The organism is Agrobacterium sp. DE0009 (genome assembly GCF_007680755.1).
Lineage (GTDB): Bacteria > Pseudomonadota > Alphaproteobacteria > Rhizobiales > Rhizobiaceae > Agrobacterium > Agrobacterium tumefaciens_B.
The window spans coordinates 861,937-881,654 of record NZ_VEIU01000001.1 but is presented as its reverse complement, the minus strand read 5'-3'; the positions used below and the strand labels follow the sequence as shown (position 1 = coordinate 881,654).

Below are 19,718 nucleotides of genomic sequence, written 5' to 3'. Positions count from 1 at the left end.
TCAGTCCTCCGCCCGCGCCGCCGGATCGACCGCTGGAAAGGAGAGGCCGCTCCACGCCGGCAGCGCCACGTTGACCGGCGTTGTCTCTGCCAAAAGCGGGGTTCCGGATGCTTGCGCATCGGCCACGCGGTCAATCCGCACGATGGCCAGCGCCTTGTTGCCACAGACGGTCCCAAGCGCGCCGACAGGCTTTCCGTCCGCGATAATTTCCGTTCCGGTGGCGGGAAGCGCGTCGGCGGCGGAAACGGTGACGACGCGGCGTCGTGCCGTGCCCCGGTGCTTCATGCGGGAGACGACCTCCTGGCCGACAAAGCAGCCCTTCTTGAAGGAAACGCCGTCATTCACATCCATCAGCACATCATGAGGGAAAGCATCCTGCAGGCTGTAGTCAGCACCGGATTCGGCGATGCCATGGTCAACGCGCAATGCATCGTAAGCCGCAACGTCGCCGGATGCCGATGCACCCGGTACGCGGTGAAGATTGATACCCGCCTTGGCAAAACGACCATCCGCGACACCGGCCTCCGGGGTGGGCTCACCCCAGAAAACGCTCACGCCTTCGGTTGTCTCAGCCTTCAGATCGACCGCTGCGCGCAACTTGTACATGGTGAGGCGGCGCAGCAAAGCGTCCTGCTGGGCAGATTCCGTTTCGAGCAGAAAATCGGGTCCGTCGCGCCAGATCAGGAAATCGAAAAGGATTTTGCCCTGCGGTGTCAGAAGCGCTGCTGCACGGGCCTCGCCTTGTGGCAGCGATTCGACATCGGCCGTGATGAGGTTATTCAAAAATTCCTCGGAGCCAGTGCCGGAAACCCGGATCAGGCGGCGGTCGGCAAGAAAGGCGGAAGGCATGGCGTCACCCTGGTTCGTCGAGACAATGCGTCCTTTGCAAGAGCACATGTGCCCAAGAGCACAGATGCCGATGCCGGACGCTCATTCCGCACAGTTAGGATTTTTGGCCGATAACGGCAAGCACTGCGATGCGATCAATCACCCGCGGTGAAAAACTTCCACTTGCCGTCAGGCGAAATGCCGATGCGATAGAAGCTGTAGTTGCCATATTCCTGCATGTCAGCGAGATCGCCAGCCGTGATGATGCGCAGAAGCTCGACTTTCTCAGGCGCCGTCAGCGTATTCAGCGCTTTCCCGGCAAAATAAGGGAAAACATAGGCTTCGTCGGGCGTACCCGCATCCACATGCGCATAACCGGTCGACAACAGGTCGATGATGATCGCCAGCACCTCCAGGCCATCGGGATCGCCGGAATAGCTCTTCAACGCCGCAATCGGGTCTTCGGCGTCATTGCCGTCGATGCGGAATTCCTTCTGACCGGCGGCGATAAAAGGCCGAAGCTTTTCGATGTCGCCCGAAGACGCCGCATCGATAATCTGCTGGCGCAGCTTGCGAACCGCCTCGGGCGCCTTGGAAATGTCGTGCTCGATCACAACGGACATTTCAGGGCTGTTATCGGCGGGCTTGGAGGTTTGCGGGTTTGTTTGCCCAGCGGATCGGTCGACCAACGGGTCGGGCAGGGGAATGCCGTCCGAATCGCCCTCAACTTCGTCAGGCTCGGCAGGCTGTGTCTGCTGCGGCTGTTCACCACCCTGCTTTTGAGGTTCGCTTTCGTTCTTCTGCGCCGGCTTCAGCTCCGAGAGGGCGTAGGCACTGCGCGGCAGGCCAAGTGGCCCGGCGGTCAGGGAAAGCACGATGAACAGCAGGGCGGAAGAGCGCAACAGGCTCCTGCTCAGGCAAGACATGATAGACCCCGGCTTTACTGTATGATCCGCTGCGGCGAAAATTCGCCCTGGAGCATGCGCTGGCGCAGCGATTCCAGCATTGCCTCAGCGCCCGCCTCACCGTGAATCCGGATGGTTTCACGCATGGCCAGAGCAATCGCGGCATCGGCGATAATCTCCGGCTCGATGCCGTCAGCCATGCCGTCGGCCCATGCCTCGTTCTGGTGTTCCAGAGCGACCTGCATCTTTTCATGCACGATCATATCGTCGATTTCGTTACGGCTTGTCTGCATTTTTCATCCTCGACAGGGCGGGCAAGTCCTTACCACCCTGTTAACAACACTAGCAGCCTTTTATCAAAACGGCACGGGCTGCGGCGAAAAGAGGTTAATAAACCTTTAATTTCCGAACCTGGACGCGATTTCCTGCGCGAGTGTTGCCCCTTCGTTACGGTAGCTCTCTTCTGCCATGATGGCGGCGCGGGTGCAACTGGTGTGGATGGCCGCAAAAGAGCGATATCCACGGTTGAATGCGGCCGTCATACGTTGGCGTCGTTCGGGTTCGCTGGCCGTATCCGCAGCCAGCAGGTCGCTCATCGACTTGCGCCAGTCCTCCGGTCCTGAGGAAGGGCACAGGGTTCGCAAATATTGCACCGCTCCCAATATTTCAGACAGCCGTGCCAGCTTGTCGTCATAGGGCGCAGGCTTGGGCGGCGCTGCCTCCACCGCGGGTGGCGGAGAAACGGCCTTGGAGGGCTGCGCCTGCGCAACCTCTCCTTGCCCGATAACAAGCATGGTCAAGAAAAGGGACAGGAAAATGGTTGGCCGCATCAAAATTCTATTCTGCCCCACACATACTCGTGAACTGTTGGCTCGCGACCATCCGGCGTGCCGATACGCCTAGATAATCGCGATTCTGGTTGGCTGGCAATCACGCAAGCAGCCGCTCCGCACATTCGACGACGCTTTCCGGCGCCGGCAGGAGGCGGATTTCGCCGAGCGTATACCATCCGGCATCGGCCGCGTCATCGCCGACCGTGACCAGCGGATCGGCATCCGTTTCCACGGTAAAGACGGACAGAAAAAAATGGCTCGTCAGCCTGCCTTCACCATCACGCGATGGAAGGTCATAGGTCGCGAAAAGCTGCGGCCGGCGCGCCACGATGCCGGTCTCCTCGTGCAGTTCGCGCAGGGCCGTCTCCGCCGGGGTTTCCCCCTCTTCGGCCCGCCCACCCGGGAAGGCGAACATGTCTTTCGAGGGCGGATTGATGCGCCGCACCAGAAGCAGCCGGTCTCCATTCCTGACAATGGCGGAGGAGGCGGCGCGGGGCTTGATACGAAAGGTCATGAATGGTTTCGCTTGTTTTGGCCGTTTCCGGCCTGTCTATAGTGGCATCATGGCTCGAAAAATCGATTCCGGTATTCGCGCCAATCGTTATAGTCTTGTGCATGCAAAAGACGGTCGAATGAAGGTCTATCTTATCTACGTTCTGGCGGCTCTTGCCGAAATCGCCGGCTGCTTTTCCGTCTGGGTCTGGCTGAAACTCGGCAAGACCGGTTGGATAGTGTTGCCCGGCATGGTGGCGCTGGCCGCTTTCGCTTGGCTTCTGACGCTGGTGCCGACCGAGGCGGCCGGCAGGGCCTATGCCGCCTATGGCGGGATCTACATTGCCGCCTCGCTTTTGTGGTTGTGGGGCGTGGAAGGGCATGCGCCGGACAGGTGGGATATTGCCGGCGGGGCTGTTTGCCTTGCTGGCACCGCCATCATCCTGTTTGGACCAAGAGGCTGAGGACAAAACCATGTGCGGACGTTTTGTACTGGAAGCAACGCCTGAGGAGATCGCCGACTTTCTCGATCTCATCAGCGTCGAAGAATTTCCCGCCCGTTACAACATCGCGCCGACGCAGCCTATCCTGATCGTCATGGAAGGCGAGCGGCAGGAGCGCGGCAGCAACCTGCCCAACCGTCGCGCCGTGCTGGTGCGCTGGGGTTTTCTGCCGGGCTGGGTCAAGGACCCCAAGGATTTTCCGCTGCTGATCAACGCCCGTTCGGAAACGGCGATCGACAAGGCGTCTTTTCGTGCCGCCATGCGCCATCGCCGCGTTCTCGTGCCGGCCACAGGCTTTTACGAATGGCGACGCCCGCTGAAGGAGGAGGGCGGCAAACCCCAGCCCTATTTCATCCGCCCGAAGAAAGGCGGCATCGTCGCCTTCGCCGGCCTCATGGAAACCTGGTCCTCCGCCGATGGTTCGGAGGTCGATACAGGCGCCATCCTAACCACCGCCGCCAATGTGACGATCGGCCGTATTCACGATCGGATGCCCGTGGTCATAGCGCCTGAGGATTTCAGCCGCTGGCTGGACTGCAAGACCCAGGAGCCACGCGACGTCGCGGACCTGATGCGGCCGGTGCAGGAGGATTTTTTCGAGATGATTCCCGTGTCGGACAAGGTCAACAAGGTCGCGAATATCGGGGCGGACCTCCTGCTGCCAGTACCGGAAAGCGTGCCGCTGCCAAAGATCAAGCCGGCAAAGGACGAGGGCCAGATGTCGCTGTTTTGAGGTGTCTCGCGAGGCCAATGACGAGGGCTGAGCGAGCCGCCTCTTTCTTCTCCCCACCGGGGAGAAGATGGCCCGAAGGGTCAGTGAGGGGGCTACGGTAGAGATATGCGGAGAGCTTGCCCCCTGATCCCGCTGCCGAGGACTTCTCCCCGGCGGGGAAAAGAAACAAGTGGCACTTGCTCGGTCCCATAGAAGACTTCAGAGACAATCAGCCGTTCCGCCCGATCTTCTGCAGTCCCTCGGTGATCATCATGTCGGAATAGACGCGGTTGCGGCCATTTGCCTTGGCGAGGTAGAGCAACTGGTCGGCGGCGTTGAGCTGGTTGTCGAAGGGTTCGCCCTTTTCGATCTCCACCACGCCGAGGGAGATGGTCAGCGCCAGGCTGCTGCCGCTCAGTTGCCGGCCGTTCTTTTCCACCTGTTCCCGCAGCTCCTCGCAGAACTGATAAGCGGCATGCGCATCCAGCCCGCGCAGGAACACGGCAAATTCCTCGCCGCCAAGGCGGGCGGGGATGTGCTGTTGCTCGTCGCACATGGTATGCAGAAGTTCGGCCAGCTTTTTCAACGCCCTGTCGCCGGCATCGTGTCCCAGCGTGTCGTTGATCTTCTTGAAGTGGTCGATATCGAGAATGGCGACGGCGCCACATTCGTGAGTTTCATTGATGACCTCCATCAACGCCCGCGTCCGCTCAAAGAAGGAGCGACGGTTTGGCAGCCCGGTGAGGTGGTCGCGTTCTGCCAGCTCGCGCAGCCGCTTCAGCTGCTTCAAGGTCTCGATATTGTTATCGATGCGACATTGCAGTTCTTCGGGCACGAAGGGGCGGTAGACGAAATCAGATGCGCCCGCCTTGAGGAAGCTCGCCGAAAGCAGGCGGTCCGTGGAGGAAGAGATACCGATCACCCGCAAATCCTCGGACGAGCGGCTGTCGCAGATGCGGCGCGTCAGTTCGTAGCCGTCCATGTCGGGCATATGATAATCGGTGATGACGAGCTGGATCGTCGGATCCTGCGCCAGGATTTCCAGCGCCTGCTTGCCCGAGTGGGCCTCGCTGACCCTGAAATTCTGCCGCTCGAGAATTTCGACGAGACCGGAGCGTGCCGCACGCACATCATCGACGACGAGAACCGAAAAGAGCTTGTTGTTCAAAATACGCTGGACGGTTCGCACGACCGCATCGACGGTGCGATGACCGTCCTTGACAATATAATCGATGATTTTCTTTTCGGCGTAGCGCTTGCGCGCCTCGTCGTCCACGGTGGCGGTGAAAACGATCGCCGGCACCTTGCGCCCGGATAGAAGTGCCAGAATTTCCCCCTTGGGCGCGTCGGGCAGATTGAGACCCGTCAGCGCCAGCGTGAAATCATGGGCCTGCATCAGCGCATCGGCCGCCGCCATGCTGTCGCAATGGAAAATCGCGGCTTCCGTTTCCTCCGAAAGCCGCGTCTTCAGCAGCATGGAAAGAGCAACGGAATCTTCAATCAGAAGGATTTTGTCCTGCATGGCCGTCCCCAAGCCCCCCTGGCCTGTCCCCCGGCTTTCCCATCGCCGAATTTCCCTCATCCGCGTCTCCGCGAATTCGAGGCTCGACTTATGTTTATTTGGGAAAATTCGGAATGGAAAAGTTTTTGTATCCCTAATCTACACGCCTGTGCGCGTATAGCCTTCTTGTCGAAGGCGGGTTTTGTACTGCATTTTCCTTGCGTCTTCGTTACAAAATCTGGCCAATTCTATGAATGGCGGTTATCTTCACTACTTTGGAGCGCGAAAAATAAAACGGCGCCCTAAAGGCGCCGCGTCACTGCTGATGATGCGTCAGGATTTATTCGCCGCTGAAAAATCCCGCTGCCTGCCGGCTTCAAAAAAGCAGGTTTTTTCAGGCGGTTTTAGCGGCAGGCTTGCGCTTCAGCATCAGGGCGGCGGCCGCAACGGCCTTCAGCCCGAGCGGGCGGTAGTGGCTTTTGAGGTCCGGCTTCACCTGCGGCTGTGCCTTCGTCTCGTTCGTCATGTCTCTCTCCACGGTTCACGCCAAACGCCTCTGCGATGCGTGTGAGCCATTTCTTTCGCGGCTAATCTTGACGGATTCGAGGCGAAGAAAAACGAAGCCGGCTTTCAAGTCTGCGACATTTTGCGTCACACCCTCCGCCGGCTTGGCTGGAGAGAAATCAACCTTCGGTTTTAAATGCTGCGGTCGAGACCGTTACCACCGTTGGAATCATCATGGCCGTCTTCCTCGATCGTCAGGGTGCCGTAGCGGCGGTGCCAGAGGCGGGCACTGATGGGGATGAAGACCAGGTAGGCAGCAACCGTCAGCACCAGAACCTCCCATGTGAAGCTCATGAGCATCGCGACATAGAGAACGACGACGAGGATCATCGGCAGCACCAGGTCGCGACGGATGCGGCTGGTGCCGGACTTGCCAGACCAGACCGGAAGTCGGCTGATGAGAAGGTAGCCGATCAGCACCGTATAGGCGGCGGCGACGTAAGCGAAAGGCTTGTCCGGCTCGACGCCGAGAAAGCCAAGATAGACCGGGAGAAGCACCAGCATTGCGCCCATAGGCGCCGGCACGCCGACAAAGAACTCATTTTGCCAGGGGGCTTTCACCGGGCGCTCGATCATGACGTTGAAACGTGCCAGGCGCAGGCCGGCGGCAATGACATAGATGAGCGCGGCGATCCAGCCGATGGAACGCGCCTGATCAAGCAGATAAGCGTAAACGACGAGGGCAGGGGCGACGCCGAAATTCACGATATCGGCAAGCGAATCCATCTGCTCGCCGAATTTGGATGTCGCCTTCATCATGCGGGCGACACGGCCGTCGACGCCATCGAGGAAAGCCGCGAGCAGCACCATGCCGACGGCGAGTTCGAAACGCCCCTCGAAAGCAAGGCGCACGCCGCTCAGGCCCGCACAGATCGCCAGAACGGTGATGAGATTGGGAACCAGAAGACGAAAGGGAATTTCGCGCAGTCGCGGGCCACGGCCGCTGTCGCTGCGGCCATCGGCTTTTCCGTTCTGCTGCGTCTCCGAAATCGACGTTTCCATGCGCATGCCCTTCCTGTTTACCCTCAGCCGCGGCGGCTGAGAACCGGACCCTTGGCCGAGCCGAATTCGGCAAGCACGGTTTCACCGGCAATTGCCGTCTGGCCGACCGATACGCGCGGCTCGAAACCAGCGGGAAGGAAGATGTCGAGGCGCGAACCGAAGCGGATAAGGCCGAAACGCTCTCCGGCATCAACTGGTTCATTCGGCTTCACCCAGCACACGATACGGCGGGCGACCATGCCGGCAATCTGCACCACGCCGACCTTGCCATGCGAGGTCTCGATGACCAGACCGTTGCGCTCATTGTCCTCGGACGCCTTGTCGACTTCAGCGTTGAGGAAAAGGCCAGGACGGTAAGCAATATTGACGATGCGACCGCGCACCGGCGAACGGTTCACATGGCAGTTGAACACGTTCATGAACACCGAGATGCGCACCAGCGGTTCCTTGCCGAGTTCCAGTTCCAGCGGCGGAACGACGCTCTGCACGGCAGATACCCGGCCATCGGCAGGGCTGATGACGAGATCGTCATCCTGCGGCGTCACGCGCTCGGGGTCACGGAAGAAGTACGCGCACCAGGCCGTCAGAACGAGGCCGACCCAGAAAAGCGGTTCGGCGATCCAGCCGAGCACCAGCGAAGCGACGAAGAAGGCCGCCACGAAGACATAACCTTCCTTGTGGATCGGTACGATGGTGTTGCGAATGGTGTCGAACAGATTCATGAGATTCCTTGCTCCGGTTTTCCTCTGTCGCCTTTATATGTGATCGTGATACGACACGATCCACACGGCATTGCGACAAATTTTGCCTAGCTGGTTACAGCCAAAAGGGCCGCCCGGCAATGGGCCGGGGGCCATGAGCCCCGGTTACCAGGGGTTATGCGCCTCAATGCGCGTGCTCGCCACGATCGATGACGCCGAGATCGTCGGTTTCGCGCACATGGCGCAGCATCTCCTCCGCCCGGATTGCCTCGCGCTGGCGGCTCCACATCGAGGCATAGAGACCGTTCTGAGCCATCAGTGAGGCGTGTGTGCCCCGTTCGGCGATCAGACCGTCCTTCAGCACGATGATTTCGTCTGCGTGGATGACCGTGGAAAGGCGGTGGGCGATGACGAGCGTCGTCCGGTTCTTCGAGACGATGTCGAGGGCGCTCTGGATTTCCTGCTCGGTATGCGTATCGAGGGCCGACGTCGCCTCATCGAGAATGAGGATCGGCGGCGCTTTGAGGATCGTTCGTGCAATTGCCACGCGCTGCTTTTCGCCGCCGGATAGCTTCAGGCCGCGTTCGCCGACCATCGTCGCGTAACCCTCCGGCAGCTTGCCGATGAAGGCGCTGATCTGCGCCGCATCCGCTGCCGCTTTCAGATCTTCGTCGGTTGCGGAGGGGCGGCCATAGCGGATATTGTAGGCCAGCGTGTCGTTGAACAGCACCGTGTCCTGCGGCACCATGCCGATAACGGAGCGCAGGCTCTTTTGCGTCACGTCGCGAATGTCCTGCCCGTCGACGGTAATGGAGCCTTCCTGAATGTCGTAGAAGCGATAGAGCAGCCGCGAGATCGTGGATTTTCCCGCACCCGAAGGGCCGACGATCGCCACCGTCTTGCCCGCTGGCACGTCGAAAGAGATGCCCTTCAGGATCGGACGCTCCGGGTCATAGGCGAAATGCACGTCACGGAAGGAGATGGCGCCCGGGCCAGCCGCAAGCGGTTTTGCATCCGGACTGTCGGTCACTTCCGCTTCCACCTCCAGGAGATCGAACATCTGCTCGATATCGGTCAGCCCCTGGCGGATTTCGCGGTAGACGAAGCCGATGAAATTGAGCGGCACCGAAAGCTGCAGAAGCAACGCATTGACGAAGACGAAATCGCCGATGGTCTGTTCGCCCCGCTGGACGGCCAGCGCCGACATGACCATCATGATCGTGGAGCCGATGCCGAAGATCACGCCCTGGCCGAAGTTCAGCCAGCCGAGCGACGTCCAGATGGAGATCGCTGATTTTTCGTATCGCTCCATGGCGACATCGAAACGTCGCGCCTCCATCTCCTCATTGCCGAAATATTTGACCGTTTCGAAATTCAGAAGCGAGTCGATCGCCTTGGTATTGGCGTCGGTATCGCTGTCGTTCATGGCGCGGCGGATGCCGATACGCCAGTTGCTGGCCCGCACGGTGAACCAGATATAGGCCCACACCGTGACGACGGTGACGAGCACATAGGAGAAGCCGTAGGAGGCCCAGAAAATGATGGCCGTCAGCAGGAATTCGATGAAGGTCGGCGCGGTGTTGAGGATGGTGAAACGGACGATGGTCTCGATGCCCTTGGTGCCACGCTCGATAATCCGCGACAGCCCGCCGGTCTTGCGTTCCAGATGGAAACGCAGCGAAAGCCGGTGCATGTGAACGAATGTTCTGTAGGCGAGTTGACGCACGGCATGCTGGCCGACGCTGGCAAAAAGCGAATCGCGTAGCTGGTTCAGGCCAATCTGGATCAGCCGCGTCAGATTATAGGCAATGACGAGCGCCACAGCGCCGAGCAGGAAGGCCGGAACCAGTCCCGCCATATCGAGCTTGCCATTCAGTGCATCGGTCGCCCATTTGAAAAAATAGGGAACGGCGATCAGCACCAGCTTGGCAACGACCAGAAATATCGTTGCCCAGATGACCCGCATCTTCAGGTCCCACCGACCCTCGGGCCACATATAGGGCCAAAGATTGATAAGGGTCTGGGTCGGATTGCTGGAATCCGCTGAAATCGTTTTTTTGGTCTTGGCCATCATTCTCTCCGGTCACTGCCGGAAGCCGACAGCAGGACGGCGGCTTTGCTCAAGCCGCCGCGCGTGTCACAGATAGGGTCGTTGCGGGCTTACTGCAACGCGTCAATGGTCAGGAGCCGCTCTTCAGCCGCTTGCGGTGGAGTTCTTCCGCATTCGGCAGCGCCTCTTTCGGCACGCCGAAAATCTGGCCGGGCTCGATCAGGTCAGGGTTTTTGATCTGGTCCTCGTTAGCGAGGTAGATCGTCGTGTAACGCACGCCCTGTCCGTAAACGCGACGGGAAATCTGCCACAGCGTGTCGCCCCGGCGGATGATGACACTGTTCTGGCTCTCGGCGAGCGGTGCCTGTTCGAAGGTCTGCGGGCCGGCAGGTGCCTGCGGAGCAGGAGCAGCGGGCGCGGTAATGTGCAGTTCGGCAAGGCGGCTTGCGAGCGCGGCGATGCCCTTGCCGATGGCTGCGACATCGTTCGGCCATGCCTCGACCGTCGCTTGCACCTGACGCGCCTTGGCCGCGATATCGCCAACAAAGGCCGTGAAGGCAGGCTCGGTTGCAGCGGCCGTGCGGAACTCGGAGAGCGATTTCAGCGCGATCACGACTGCCGAGCGGCCTGCGATCGCCTGATCAAGCGCGGGCGTCGCCTGATCCCGGTATAGATTGGAGAGAATGCCAAAAGCCTTGGCAACATCGTCGCGCAGCTTTTCAAAAGCGGCGCGGTCGCTCGCCGTGCTCTGGTTTTCCGATGGTGCCGCTGATGTCGTGGCCGCTGGCGAGGCGGAGGGAGCCTGCATCGCAACGGTCGCCTGGTCGGTCTGCGGCCGCTCGAAAGGAACGCGCACGCGCACCTTGGCGGTGCCATCCGCATTCAGCTCTTCGACGGTGACGATATGGCTGCCGACAGCCAGCTCCACATTGCCTTCGATCACGAAATGCCCCGACGTTTCTGTCGCGGTCTTGCCGATTTCCGTCTCATCGACGAGCGCGCGGACCGTCGAACCGGCTGGCGCGGAGCCGGCCACGAAAATTTTCGATCCTTCGAATTCGACGGCGGTGACCTGGACGCTCGAGGTCAGCGGTGCAGCAGCAGAAGGTGCACTGCCCGCGACCGGGGCGGTGGCGGCATTTGCGCTGTTCCCGGTCGTCGCTGCCGGCTGCTGTGCGGCCGTCGCCTGTGGCTGGAGTGCCGCCGGGGCAGCGTCCGGCATGGCCAGCACCCGGCTTGCCTCGCCGGGTTTTGAAACCATGGCCAGCAGTTCGCCGGATTTGTTCTGCGGCACGGAGACCGTCGCCACTTCTTCGGACTGCGTGGCCTTGCCGTTTGCGTCCGTGGAGCGCAGCACCAGTTCGTGGTCGCCGGGCGGCAGGGGATTGTCGAAGACGGCAGCGAAATCGCCGCTTCCATCGATCTTCGTCTCGGCGATGACCTTGCCGTTGCTCAAAATCTCGAGTTTACCGCCGGGCTGTGCCTTGCCTGCAATCACGGCCGAGCCATCAGGCTCCACACGCAAGACGTCGAACGTCGGCGCGCCGGTGGTCGCCTGCGCGGCGCTGCTGCCAGCCGGGGTCTGCGCCGGAGCCTGTGTTTGCGTCGGTGCTGAAGGCGCAACCGGCTGAACGGGCCTTGGCGCACCATCGTCTGTGCCCGCGAACACACCGGCCAGGCGGCGCACCTGTGCCGCCGCCGCTGCTGCACTGTCGGGCAGGCCGCGCAGGAACGCCGTTGTGCGTTCGGCCGCAGCGCGGGCGGTGGTAATGAGCCGCGATGTCGTTTCATCCAGCGACTCGGGGATGTCGATATTCGTGAGTTCCTTCAGAGAGGCCTCGACCTTCTTGCGGGCGGCAGCGAAATCAGCATCGGAAGGAACCTTGTTGTCGGCGAAAAGGCCCGAGAGATCCTTGATGGACTGTGTAGCGGAGGCGGCGCGACGACCGACCTTGTCGGCGATGTTGGCCGTTTCCTCTGCTGCGTCGGAGAGGATGTCGCCCGCTTTGTCAGCGCCCATTTCAACGCTGTTCTTTACGGCGTTGCCGGCCTCGTTGATGGCGTCACCGATGGGTTTGCCGTCGTTCGAAATCCGCGGCAGGACGAAAAAGATCATGAGCAGGGAGGCAATTCCCAGCACGATCAGCGCCAGCAAACCGGCTTTGTTACTTTTCATCCTGTGCGCTCCGGCTATTCCAAGCTTTGAACATGAGTTGAGATTGCTAGCGTCTTACCTTGCGACAGACAAGCGGCGTGTGGCCAAAAGGCCATATTTGCAAGGGATTTCCCAAATTTTCTTGACGTGCCGCAGCGCGCATAGTTCCTTCCCTGCATGACGGACAAAAATACAACGATTCGATCCATCTGCGTTTATTGCGGCTCCCAGCCCGGACGTGATCCCGCCCATATGGAAGCAGGCCGCGCGCTTGGGAAAGCCATTGCCGAAAACGGCATTCGCCTCGTCTATGGCGGCGGTACCAAGGGGATCATGGGCGCGGTTGCCAGCGGCGTCCTTTCCAATGGCGGCGAAGTGACCGGCATCATACCGGAATTTCTGGTCGACATGGAGGCAACACGCCATTCTCTCGGACAATTGAACGAGCTTGTCATCACCAAGGACATGCATGAGCGCAAACATATGATGTTCGAGCGCTCGGATGCTTTCGTAACCTTGCCGGGCGGCGTCGGCACGCTGGAAGAGATCGTGGAGATCATGACCTGGGCACAGCTCGGCCGTCACGCCAAGCCAATGGTCTTTGCCAATATCAACGGTTTCTGGAACCCGATGCTGGAACTCGTGCAGCATATGCGCGACCAGGGCTTCATCCATCGCGCGCACCTTCTCAACCCGCTCATCGTCGATGAGGTGAAGGACATCGTGCCCGCCATCATCGACAGGGCGCTGGCGCAGCAGAACCCCGATGGCGATCCTTCGGTGATTTCCCGCCTCTAGAGCGAGCAATCGTTAACGGCCATTTGGGCGGAACGTTACAACTTTAAATGTATATTAATATAGATTTAACGGCGGCCTTTTGCCGCCGGTCGTTTTCGTGGCCCAGCGACTGATCCTGTGTCACCGTCTCCGAGGCGTTGGTTATCGCGGAATTTTGCTCCGCCGCCTCGGGTGGGTGTCATCGGCAATGATTGCTTTTGTAATGCGGCTGAAGAGCCGGACGCATTTCATTATCAAGAGAAACCCGCTGCGGGGTAGGGTGGTCGTGTTCGGTTCGGTCGCCCGCCGCCGGGCGGAGGCTAAGACGCGGCTTGCGCTCGTGATCGCTGTCTTCGTTGCGATTTACGCCGTCGCCGCGGCGCGCCTCGTTCAATATGGGCACCATGATCGATGCGCCGAGGACTGGGGTGAACGGTGGACGCACGGCGGCATCGACAGCCGCCCCGATGACGCGTGAGATCATCGCTCAGACAGCCGGCCTGCTTGGTGTCAAACCCCACTTTGGAGAAGTGGGCGCGCAGCAGCTGCTGGTGGATTACTGAATTAGTCCCCCCGTTATGACGGGGGAAGAGGTCTGAACAGCTTACTTCTTGAGCCGCATCAGGCTTGAGGCGGTGTAGATCGCAAGCGCTGCCCAGATCATCGCAAAGGCGGCCATGCGCACCGTATCAAAGGGTTCCTTGAAGATGAAAATTGCGATGAGGAAGATCATCGTCGGCGCGATATATTGCATGATGCCGATGGTCGATAGCCGCAGCAATTTTGCGCCGTTGCCATAGAGGATAAGCGGGACAGCGGTGATCACGCCGCTCGCCGCCAGAAGCCATGTATCGGCGGAATTGCCGCCCATGAAATGGGCTTGTCCGCTAAAGGCCAGCCAGATCATGACCAGCACGGCCGGGATGGACAGCAGCATGACTTCCAGCAGGAAGCCCTGCGTGGCGCCGATCGGCAAGGTCTTGCGGAAGAAGGCGTAAAAGCCCCATGAAACGGTGAGCGCGATGGAGACCCAGGGCAGGCTGCCCGCATGCCAGGTGAGGATGGCCACGGCTACGGCGACGAGGCCGATGGCGGCGATCTGCGCCGGATAGAGCTTCTCCTTCAGCAGCACTGCGCCGAGGAAGATACTGAACAGCGGATTGATGAAATACCCAAGTGCGGCATCGAGCGCCCGTCCTGCGCCGATTGCCCAGATATAAATGCCCCAGTTCACGCTGATGAGGGCGGCCGTCAGGCTCGCCATGGCCAGCATTTTCGGGTTTCTCAGCGCACTCCGGATCTCCGATGTACGCCCGATTGCGATAAGCACCGCTGCGGCGATCGGCACCGACCAGACGACACGATGAACGATCACCTCGATCGGCGAGATATGCGCAACCGCCTTCATATAGATGGGCAGGAAGCCCCATAGGAGATAGGCTGAAAGCGCGAAAGCAAAACCGCGCGCGCTATCGCCGCCCTCTTGGGCCGGGAGCGTTTTGTCGAGTGCCATGGGAGTACCACCACTTGTTGGGATGCTCCGTTATATCGGATCAAATTGGCGTGAGCCAATTCATTTCCGTGAAGCATTCATGAGAATAACTGCACGAATAAAGGGCGCCTTGCCACGGAAATGAGCTGGATAATGGCTGAGGTCGTGATTCCCGCAGCAGATCCCGAGTGAATCATTCTCTAACCTTTTCGCGCCAAGGCGCTGAAAGGACTGCCTATTTTCCGGCGAACCGGTCATTGGCGCGGATCAGCTGGTCAAGAATGCCCGGCTCGGTCATGGCGTGTCCGGCGGCTTCGATGATATGGAAGTCCGCTTTCGGCCATGCCTTGGCGAGCTGCCAGGCATATTTCAGCGGGCAGGGCATGTCATAACGCCCATGCACGATGACGCCGGGAATATCTTTCAGCCTGCCGGCGTTCCGCAGCAATTGTTCGTCTTCCAGCCAGCCGCCATTGACGAAGAAGTGGTTCTCGATGCGCGCGAAAGCAATCGCATATTTGTCCTCACCGAAATCCGCGACACGGTCTGGATCGGTGACAAGCGCAATGGTCGCACCCTCCCACTGGCTCCAGGCCCTGGCGCATTCGAGCTTCTTCACCTCGTCGGTGCCGGTAAGATAACGGTTATAGGCCTGCATCATCTGGCCGTGTTCGGACTCTGGGATAGGCGCGATGAATTTTTCCCATTGATCCGGGTACATCTCGGAAACGCCGAACTGGTAATACCAGTCCAGCTCAGGCCTAGTGACGGTGTAGATGCCGCGCAGAACGAGTTCGCTGACGCGGTCGGGATGGGTTTCCGCATAGGCAAGCGCCAGCGTCGAGCCCCAGGAGCCGCCGAATACCAGCCATTTCTCGAACCCGCAGAGTTCACGCAGCCGTTCAATATCGGCAACCAGATGCCATGTGGTGTTGGCTTCAAGTTCCGCATGCGGCGTGGAGCGGCCGCAACCGCGCTGGTCGAACAGGATGACATCGTATAGATCCGGATCGAACACCCGGCGATGCGTCGGGTTCACGCCGCCGCCGGGGCCGCCATGCAGAAAAACCGCTGGCTTCGCACCTCGCGTCCCCACTCTTTCCCAATAGATGGTATGGCCGTCGCCGACATCGAGCATGCCGGTTTCGAAAGGTTCGATCTGGGGATAGAGGCCGCGCAGTTCTTCAGTCATGTTTTATCGTTCCTCAGGCGGCCACTCGGCCGTGTCATGATCCGGGTGTTGGTAGGAGGTGATTTCGGCCTCGTCAACGCCCTGTTCGACTGCCAGTTTGGAGAAGAGTTGCTCGATCCACGGCATCCGCTTGTGGACATTGACCTGCACCTGCGGTTCGATCTTTTCAGGATGATCGAAAGCGCCGATGGCGATCTCGACACCGCCAGGATAGTGATAGGTCAGAGGTGTGCCGCACTTGTTGCAGAAACCGCGATGGATTTTCTGCGACGAGCGAAAAAGGGACGGTTGGCCGCGCGTCCAAGTCAGATGTGCCTGATCGGCAGTCACAAGGGCGCCAAAGAAATTTCCGAAATGTTTCTGGCACATGCGGCAGTGGCAGATGGAGGGCCTGCCGAGCTTACCCGCATGGAACCGCACGGCGCCGCACTGGCAGCCCCCGGAAAAACCCGTTTCGCTCATTGTCTGTTCTCCGGTGGCCAGTTTTCGGTGTCGTGGTCGGGGTGCTGATAGGAGACGAGGTTGGCAAGGTAGTCGACTGAGGTCAGGTCGTCTTCCGTCGGAACGGCGGGCAGGGTGTGGATGTCATCCACGAAGGCGACCTTCCGCTCTACGCCCCACTGAATGGTGGGCGGAAATGCCGACGGATCGTCAAAGGCACCGGCCGCAATCGCCATGCCATCCGGCGCTTCATAGGTGAGGGGCGTTCCGCATTCGGAGCAAAATCCGCGCTTGATGACGCTCGAAGACTGAAACCGCTTCGGCTCTCCCCGCGTCCACTCGAATTCCACCTCGCGAACGGAAACCAGCGGCGCATAATAGGCTCCGAACGCCTTCTGGCACATGCGGCAATGGCAGACGGAGCTGTCTTTGAGATCGCCCACGGCACGAAATCGAACCGCGCCGCACTGGCATCCACCCGTATATGTCGTCATATTCGGTCCTCCCTGATTGTCCTGATAATGTGCAGACAGACATTATCTAAGTCGGTGAGGACTTCGTGGTTCCAGAAGCGGAAGATGTTCCAGCCGTCTTTTTCAAGCCGCGCAGTTCTTTCCTGATCGTAGCGTAGTGCTGCATCAGATGTATGTTGAGAACCGTCCACTTCGACGACGAGGCGATGATCCGAACAGGCGAAATCGACGATAAAACCGGCAATCGGCATTTGCCTGCGGAAACTCAAGCCTTCAAGGCGATGGGCTCGAATAGCATTCCAGAGCTTTAGCTCGGCATCCGTCATTACTTTACGCGTTTGCTTCGCATATTTGCGATGCACCGGGTCTACGTCTGCATGCGGCATGATTTGGCTCGCCGTTTAGCTGCTTTGCCTCAGATTGGTTGAGGTAATTCAAAACCGCAAGCGGATTGTGGTGAGCGTCTGGCCCCCCTCTGCCTTGCCGGGCATCTCCCCCACAGGTGGGGAGATCGGCAAGAAGCACGTTCCTTGCCTCATCCGCAACGTTAAAGATGGGCGTGCGATAACCGCGATTGATTTCCCCACCTGTGGGGGAGATGCCCGGCAGGGCAGAGGGGGGTAAACCCCGGCCACCAATGCAAGCCTAGCGCTTCAACTCCCACGTCGTCGTCCGCTCACCCGTTTCCTTATCCTTGCCGTCCTTCAGCTGAACACCCTTTTCCGCAAGCTCATCGCGAACGCGATCAGCTTCCGCAAAGTTCTTCGCCTTCAGCATTTCCAGACGCAATTCCACCAGAGCATTGACCGCCGAAACAATGGCCTCATCCATTTCCGCCTTCTTCGGGAGGACGCCGAGCAGAGCGGCGCTGGCCGCGAAGGCGGGCAGTCTGGATGCATCGGTGTTGGCGGCGTGGGCGAGAGCATGGAGCGCCTGAACAGCGGCGACCGTGTTGAGATCGTCTGCGAGCGCCTCCAGCACGGTTTCATCCGGCGCGGCATCTGACGCTTCTGCCACCGGCCATTTGGCGAGCAGGCGTTCGGCCTCTTCCAGACGCTTCACCGAGAAATCGATCGGCTCGCGATAATGGGTCATCAGCATCGCAAGGCGCAGAACCTCGCCCGGCCATCGTCGTCCGCCAAATTTGTCCGTGTGGAGCAATTCATAGATTGTCACAAAGTTGCCTTCGGACTTCGACATCTTGCGGCCTTCCACCTGCACAAAGCCGTTATGCATCCAAACATTGGCCATGACATGCGTGCCGTGCGCGCAGCGGGACTGGGCGATTTCGTTCTCGTGATGCGGAAAGATGAGGTCGAGCCCGCCGCCGTGAATGTCGAAAACGTCACCGAGGTAGCGGCCGGACATGGCCGAGCATTCGATGTGCCAGCCCGGGCGGCCGCGGCCCCAGGGGCTTTCCCAGCCGGGTTCGTTGTCGGAGGAAAGCTTCCACAGCACGAAATCGCCGGGGTTCTTCTTGTGGGCGTCCACCGCCACGCGCGCGCCCGCCTGCTGCTCGTCCAGCGGACGCTTCGAAAGCTGCCCGTAATCCGCCATGGAGCGAGTGTCGAACAAGACCTCGCCACCGGCCGCATAGGCATGGCCGCGTGCGATCAGCTTCTCGATGATATCGATCATCTGTGCAATATTGTCGGTCGCGCGCGGTTCGACACTTGGTTGAAGGCAGCCCAGCGCCGCGACGTCCTGATGGAACTGGTCGGCCGTCTTTTCCGTCACGGCGTGGATGGCATCGTTGAGCGGCAGATGCGGATAGTCCCGCAGCGCCCGCGCATTGATCTTGTCATCGACGTCGGTGATGTTGCGGGCGTAGGTAACGCGGTTTTCGCCGTAGGCATGGCGCAGCAGCCGGAAGAGAACATCGAACACGATCACGGGGCGCGCATTGCCGATATGGGCAAAGTCATAAACGGTCGGGCCGCAGACATACATGCGCACATTTTCAGGATCGATGGGCGCAAATTCCGCCTTTTCGCGGGTCAGCGTGTTGTGAAGTTTCAGGCGCAAGGACATGCGGCGATTCCCTAAAGGCAGTCAGTTGTGCGGACCGGGCCGTTTGTCTGTAAGACCTTGCGGGAGACGAAAACGAGCCGGCCGGTGGCGAACCAGCAAAATTATTTCAGCAGCAGGTGCAGATCGTCGTTTTCATGACTTGCGTTATGGCGCGGCGGTCATGCGCGGTCAAGCGTTTCTCTCGTCACTTTGGCTGATCCGCTGACCGGCATCACTCCGGCGGACGGTAATCCACGAACCGGTTTTCCCGGACCAGGAAGAGCTTGCCGGTCTCTTTGAGATCGGGCGAAGCAAGCGGCAGGATGGCCGCTGCCACCTCGGAAGGATGCGGCACGGTGGCGGGATCTTCGCCGGGCATGGCCTGGGCGCGCATCGCCGTGCGCGTCGCGCCCGGATTGATGCTGTTGACGCGCAACGCACTCTTTTCCGTTTCCGCGGCCCAGGTGCGGGCGAGCGCTTCAACGGCGGCCTTCGACGTGGAATAGACGCCCCAGAAGGGACGACAGCTATGGGCCACTCCTGAAGACAGGATCAATGCCCTGCCGGCATCCGATTTCATCAGCAGCGGCTCGACCGAGCGGATCAGCCGCCAGGTGGCCGTGACGTTGATGTTCATCACTCTTTCGAAGACCTTCGCCTCGATATGGCCAACCGGCGAGATGACGCCGAGGACACCGGCATTGGCAACGAGGATATCCAGCTTGCCCCAGCGCTCGTAGATATTCGCGCCCAGCGCGTCGATGGCTTTCATGTCGGAGAGATCGAAGGGAACCAGCGTCGCGGTGCCGCCGGCAGCCTTGATGGCGTCGTCCAGCTCCTCAAGGCCGCCCACCGTGCGGGCGCAGGCGATGACATGGGCGCCGGCCTTGGCCAGCTCCAGCGCCGTGAAATAGCCGATGCCGCGTGACGCGCCGGTGACAAGAGCGATGCGCCCCTTGAGATCGATAGTCATGGTCTCCCCCGAAATGATTGCGCCTTCTTCTACGAAGCCGCAGCCGCCCGCTGCAAGCAATTAAATTGTCGCAGCTGGCGTGCCAAATGAAAGGCAAGAAAAAAGCGGCCGCCG

The 19,718-nt window shown here is 60.0% G+C and carries 21 protein-coding genes and 1 pseudogene; 4 read left to right on the top strand and 18 right to left on the bottom strand.

The window, feature by feature from the left end; translation table 11 throughout:
* From FS804_RS04470 to FS804_RS04450, 5 genes are all read right to left on the bottom strand, one after another.
* Entirely contained in the window at nt 1-849 is an 849-nt protein-coding gene (locus FS804_RS04470) for a folate-binding protein YgfZ (protein ID WP_144575054.1), read from the bottom strand.
* Between the two features lie 134 nt (nt 850-983).
* On the bottom strand, nt 984-1,754 hold the full coding sequence (locus FS804_RS04465) for a hypothetical protein (RefSeq protein WP_144575051.1): 771 nt from the start codon (nt 1,752-1,754) through the stop codon (nt 984-986).
* 14 nt (nt 1,755-1,768) lie between these two features.
* Nucleotides 1,769-2,026, bottom strand: a complete 258-nt coding sequence (locus FS804_RS04460; protein ID WP_006314521.1) for a hypothetical protein — start codon at nt 2,024-2,026, stop codon at nt 1,769-1,771.
* Nucleotides 2,027-2,131: 105 nt separating this feature from the next.
* Complete coding sequence (locus FS804_RS04455; RefSeq protein ID WP_144575048.1) at nt 2,132-2,566, bottom strand: TIGR02301 family protein; 435 nt, start codon at nt 2,564-2,566, stop codon at nt 2,132-2,134.
* Nucleotides 2,567-2,663: 97 nt separating this feature from the next.
* Nucleotides 2,664-3,080, bottom strand: coding sequence for an NUDIX hydrolase (locus tag FS804_RS04450; protein ID WP_144575045.1), 417 nt, complete (start codon nt 3,078-3,080; stop codon nt 2,664-2,666).
* A 118-nt stretch (nt 3,081-3,198) separates the two neighbouring features.
* On the opposite strand from FS804_RS04450, the gene FS804_RS04445 reads away from it, so the two are divergent.
* Nucleotides 3,199-3,522: a YnfA family protein gene (locus FS804_RS04445; protein ID WP_144575042.1), complete on the top strand. Its 324-nt coding sequence runs from the start codon at nt 3,199-3,201 to the stop codon at nt 3,520-3,522.
* 10 nt (nt 3,523-3,532) lie between these two features.
* Nucleotides 3,533-4,294, top strand: coding sequence for an SOS response-associated peptidase (locus tag FS804_RS04440; RefSeq protein WP_144575040.1), 762 nt, complete (start codon nt 3,533-3,535; stop codon nt 4,292-4,294).
* Nucleotides 4,295-4,502: 208 nt separating this feature from the next.
* Here the strand turns inward: FS804_RS04440 and FS804_RS04435 are convergent, their stop codons facing one another.
* From FS804_RS04435 to FS804_RS04415, 6 genes and pseudogenes are all read right to left on the bottom strand, one after another.
* The gene (locus tag FS804_RS04435; protein ID WP_144575037.1) at nt 4,503-5,795 is read right to left on the bottom strand and encodes a PleD family two-component system response regulator; all 1,293 of its coding nucleotides are present in this window, start codon (nt 5,793-5,795) and stop codon (nt 4,503-4,505) included.
* Nucleotides 5,796-6,168: 373 nt separating this feature from the next.
* Entirely contained in the window at nt 6,169-6,300 is a 132-nt protein-coding gene (locus tag FS804_RS25350) for a hypothetical protein (RefSeq protein WP_256366749.1), read from the bottom strand.
* A gap of 170 nt (nt 6,301-6,470) precedes the next feature.
* On the bottom strand, nt 6,471-7,340 hold the full coding sequence (gene pssA, locus FS804_RS04430; protein ID WP_063951120.1) for a CDP-diacylglycerol--serine O-phosphatidyltransferase: 870 nt from the start codon (nt 7,338-7,340) through the stop codon (nt 6,471-6,473).
* A 23-nt stretch (nt 7,341-7,363) separates the two neighbouring features.
* Nucleotides 7,364-8,074, bottom strand: a pseudogene (locus FS804_RS04425) (phosphatidylserine decarboxylase); the annotation flags it as partial.
* A gap of 151 nt (nt 8,075-8,225) precedes the next feature.
* Nucleotides 8,226-10,112: an ABC transporter ATP-binding protein/permease gene (locus tag FS804_RS04420; protein WP_144575031.1), complete on the bottom strand. Its 1,887-nt coding sequence runs from the start codon at nt 10,110-10,112 to the stop codon at nt 8,226-8,228.
* A 109-nt stretch (nt 10,113-10,221) separates the two neighbouring features.
* Entirely contained in the window at nt 10,222-12,267 is a 2,046-nt protein-coding gene (locus FS804_RS04415; protein ID WP_144575028.1) for a LysM peptidoglycan-binding domain-containing protein, read from the bottom strand.
* A gap of 156 nt (nt 12,268-12,423) precedes the next feature.
* On the opposite strand from FS804_RS04415, the gene FS804_RS04410 reads away from it, so the two are divergent.
* The gene (locus FS804_RS04410) at nt 12,424-13,044 is read left to right on the top strand and encodes a TIGR00730 family Rossman fold protein (RefSeq protein ID WP_063951048.1); all 621 of its coding nucleotides are present in this window, start codon (nt 12,424-12,426) and stop codon (nt 13,042-13,044) included.
* A gap of 187 nt (nt 13,045-13,231) precedes the next feature.
* A complete protein-coding gene (locus FS804_RS04405; protein WP_246665846.1) occupies nt 13,232-13,501 on the top strand; it encodes a hypothetical protein in 270 nt (89 codons plus the stop codon).
* 126 nt (nt 13,502-13,627) lie between these two features.
* Here FS804_RS04405 and rarD read toward each other — a convergent pair whose 3' ends face one another.
* From rarD to FS804_RS04365, 7 genes are all read right to left on the bottom strand, one after another.
* Nucleotides 13,628-14,536, bottom strand: a complete 909-nt coding sequence (gene rarD / locus FS804_RS04400; protein WP_063951050.1) for an EamA family transporter RarD — start codon at nt 14,534-14,536, stop codon at nt 13,628-13,630.
* Nucleotides 14,537-14,750: 214 nt separating this feature from the next.
* Entirely contained in the window at nt 14,751-15,707 is a 957-nt protein-coding gene (gene pip / locus FS804_RS04395; protein ID WP_144575025.1) for a prolyl aminopeptidase, read from the bottom strand.
* A 3-nt stretch (nt 15,708-15,710) separates the two neighbouring features.
* Nucleotides 15,711-16,169: a GFA family protein gene (locus FS804_RS04390; RefSeq protein ID WP_144575023.1), complete on the bottom strand. Its 459-nt coding sequence runs from the start codon at nt 16,167-16,169 to the stop codon at nt 15,711-15,713.
* Nucleotides 16,166-16,642, bottom strand: a complete 477-nt coding sequence (locus FS804_RS04385; RefSeq protein WP_144575020.1) for a GFA family protein — start codon at nt 16,640-16,642, stop codon at nt 16,166-16,168. Before FS804_RS04385 ends, FS804_RS04390 begins: the two co-directional genes overlap by 4 nt.
* On the bottom strand, nt 16,639-17,007 hold the full coding sequence (locus tag FS804_RS04380) for an endonuclease domain-containing protein (protein WP_144575017.1): 369 nt from the start codon (nt 17,005-17,007) through the stop codon (nt 16,639-16,641). Before FS804_RS04380 ends, FS804_RS04385 begins: the two co-directional genes overlap by 4 nt.
* 259 nt (nt 17,008-17,266) lie before the next feature.
* Complete coding sequence (cysS, locus tag FS804_RS04370) at nt 17,267-18,652, bottom strand: cysteine--tRNA ligase (RefSeq protein ID WP_144575014.1); 1,386 nt, start codon at nt 18,650-18,652, stop codon at nt 17,267-17,269.
* A gap of 211 nt (nt 18,653-18,863) precedes the next feature.
* Nucleotides 18,864-19,604, bottom strand: coding sequence for an SDR family NAD(P)-dependent oxidoreductase (locus FS804_RS04365; protein ID WP_144575010.1), 741 nt, complete (start codon nt 19,602-19,604; stop codon nt 18,864-18,866).
* Nucleotides 19,605-19,718: the final 114 nt, after the last annotated feature.

Bases quoted from the DNA above. Each gene is read 5' to 3' on its own strand.
- FS804_RS04445 (WP_144575042.1), top strand. From the start codon at position 3,199: ATGAAGGTCTATCTTATCTACGTTCTGGCGGCTCTTGCCGAAATCGCC.
- FS804_RS04465 (WP_144575051.1), bottom strand. From the start codon at position 1,754: ATGTCTTGCCTGAGCAGGAGCCTGTTGCGCTCTTCCGCCCTGCTGTTC.
- FS804_RS04420 (WP_144575031.1), bottom strand. From the start codon at position 10,112: ATGGCCAAGACCAAAAAAACGATTTCAGCGGATTCCAGCAATCCGACC.
- cysS (WP_144575014.1), bottom strand. From the start codon at position 18,652: ATGTCCTTGCGCCTGAAACTTCACAACACGCTGACCCGCGAAAAGGCG.
- FS804_RS04450 (WP_144575045.1), bottom strand. From the start codon at position 3,080: ATGACCTTTCGTATCAAGCCCCGCGCCGCCTCCTCCGCCATTGTCAGG.
- FS804_RS04435 (WP_144575037.1), bottom strand. From the start codon at position 5,795: ATGCAGGACAAAATCCTTCTGATTGAAGATTCCGTTGCTCTTTCCATG.
- FS804_RS04470 (WP_144575054.1), bottom strand. From the start codon at position 849: ATGCCTTCCGCCTTTCTTGCCGACCGCCGCCTGATCCGGGTTTCCGGC.
- FS804_RS04380 (WP_144575017.1), bottom strand. From the start codon at position 17,007: ATGCCGCATGCAGACGTAGACCCGGTGCATCGCAAATATGCGAAGCAA.
- FS804_RS04415 (WP_144575028.1), bottom strand. From the start codon at position 12,267: ATGAAAAGTAACAAAGCCGGTTTGCTGGCGCTGATCGTGCTGGGAATT.
- FS804_RS04405 (WP_246665846.1), top strand. From the start codon at position 13,232: ATGATTGCTTTTGTAATGCGGCTGAAGAGCCGGACGCATTTCATTATC.
- FS804_RS04440 (WP_144575040.1), top strand. From the start codon at position 3,533: ATGTGCGGACGTTTTGTACTGGAAGCAACGCCTGAGGAGATCGCCGAC.
- FS804_RS04460 (WP_006314521.1), bottom strand. From the start codon at position 2,026: ATGCAGACAAGCCGTAACGAAATCGACGATATGATCGTGCATGAAAAG.
- FS804_RS04390 (WP_144575023.1), bottom strand. From the start codon at position 16,169: ATGAGCGAAACGGGTTTTTCCGGGGGCTGCCAGTGCGGCGCCGTGCGG.
- pssA (WP_063951120.1), bottom strand. From the start codon at position 7,340: ATGGAAACGTCGATTTCGGAGACGCAGCAGAACGGAAAAGCCGATGGC.
- FS804_RS04385 (WP_144575020.1), bottom strand. From the start codon at position 16,642: ATGACGACATATACGGGTGGATGCCAGTGCGGCGCGGTTCGATTTCGT.
- pip (WP_144575025.1), bottom strand. From the start codon at position 15,707: ATGACTGAAGAACTGCGCGGCCTCTATCCCCAGATCGAACCTTTCGAA.
- rarD (WP_063951050.1), bottom strand. From the start codon at position 14,536: ATGGCACTCGACAAAACGCTCCCGGCCCAAGAGGGCGGCGATAGCGCG.
- FS804_RS04365 (WP_144575010.1), bottom strand. From the start codon at position 19,604: ATGACTATCGATCTCAAGGGGCGCATCGCTCTTGTCACCGGCGCGTCA.
- FS804_RS25350 (WP_256366749.1), bottom strand. From the start codon at position 6,300: ATGACGAACGAGACGAAGGCACAGCCGCAGGTGAAGCCGGACCTCAAA.
- FS804_RS04410 (WP_063951048.1), top strand. From the start codon at position 12,424: ATGACGGACAAAAATACAACGATTCGATCCATCTGCGTTTATTGCGGC.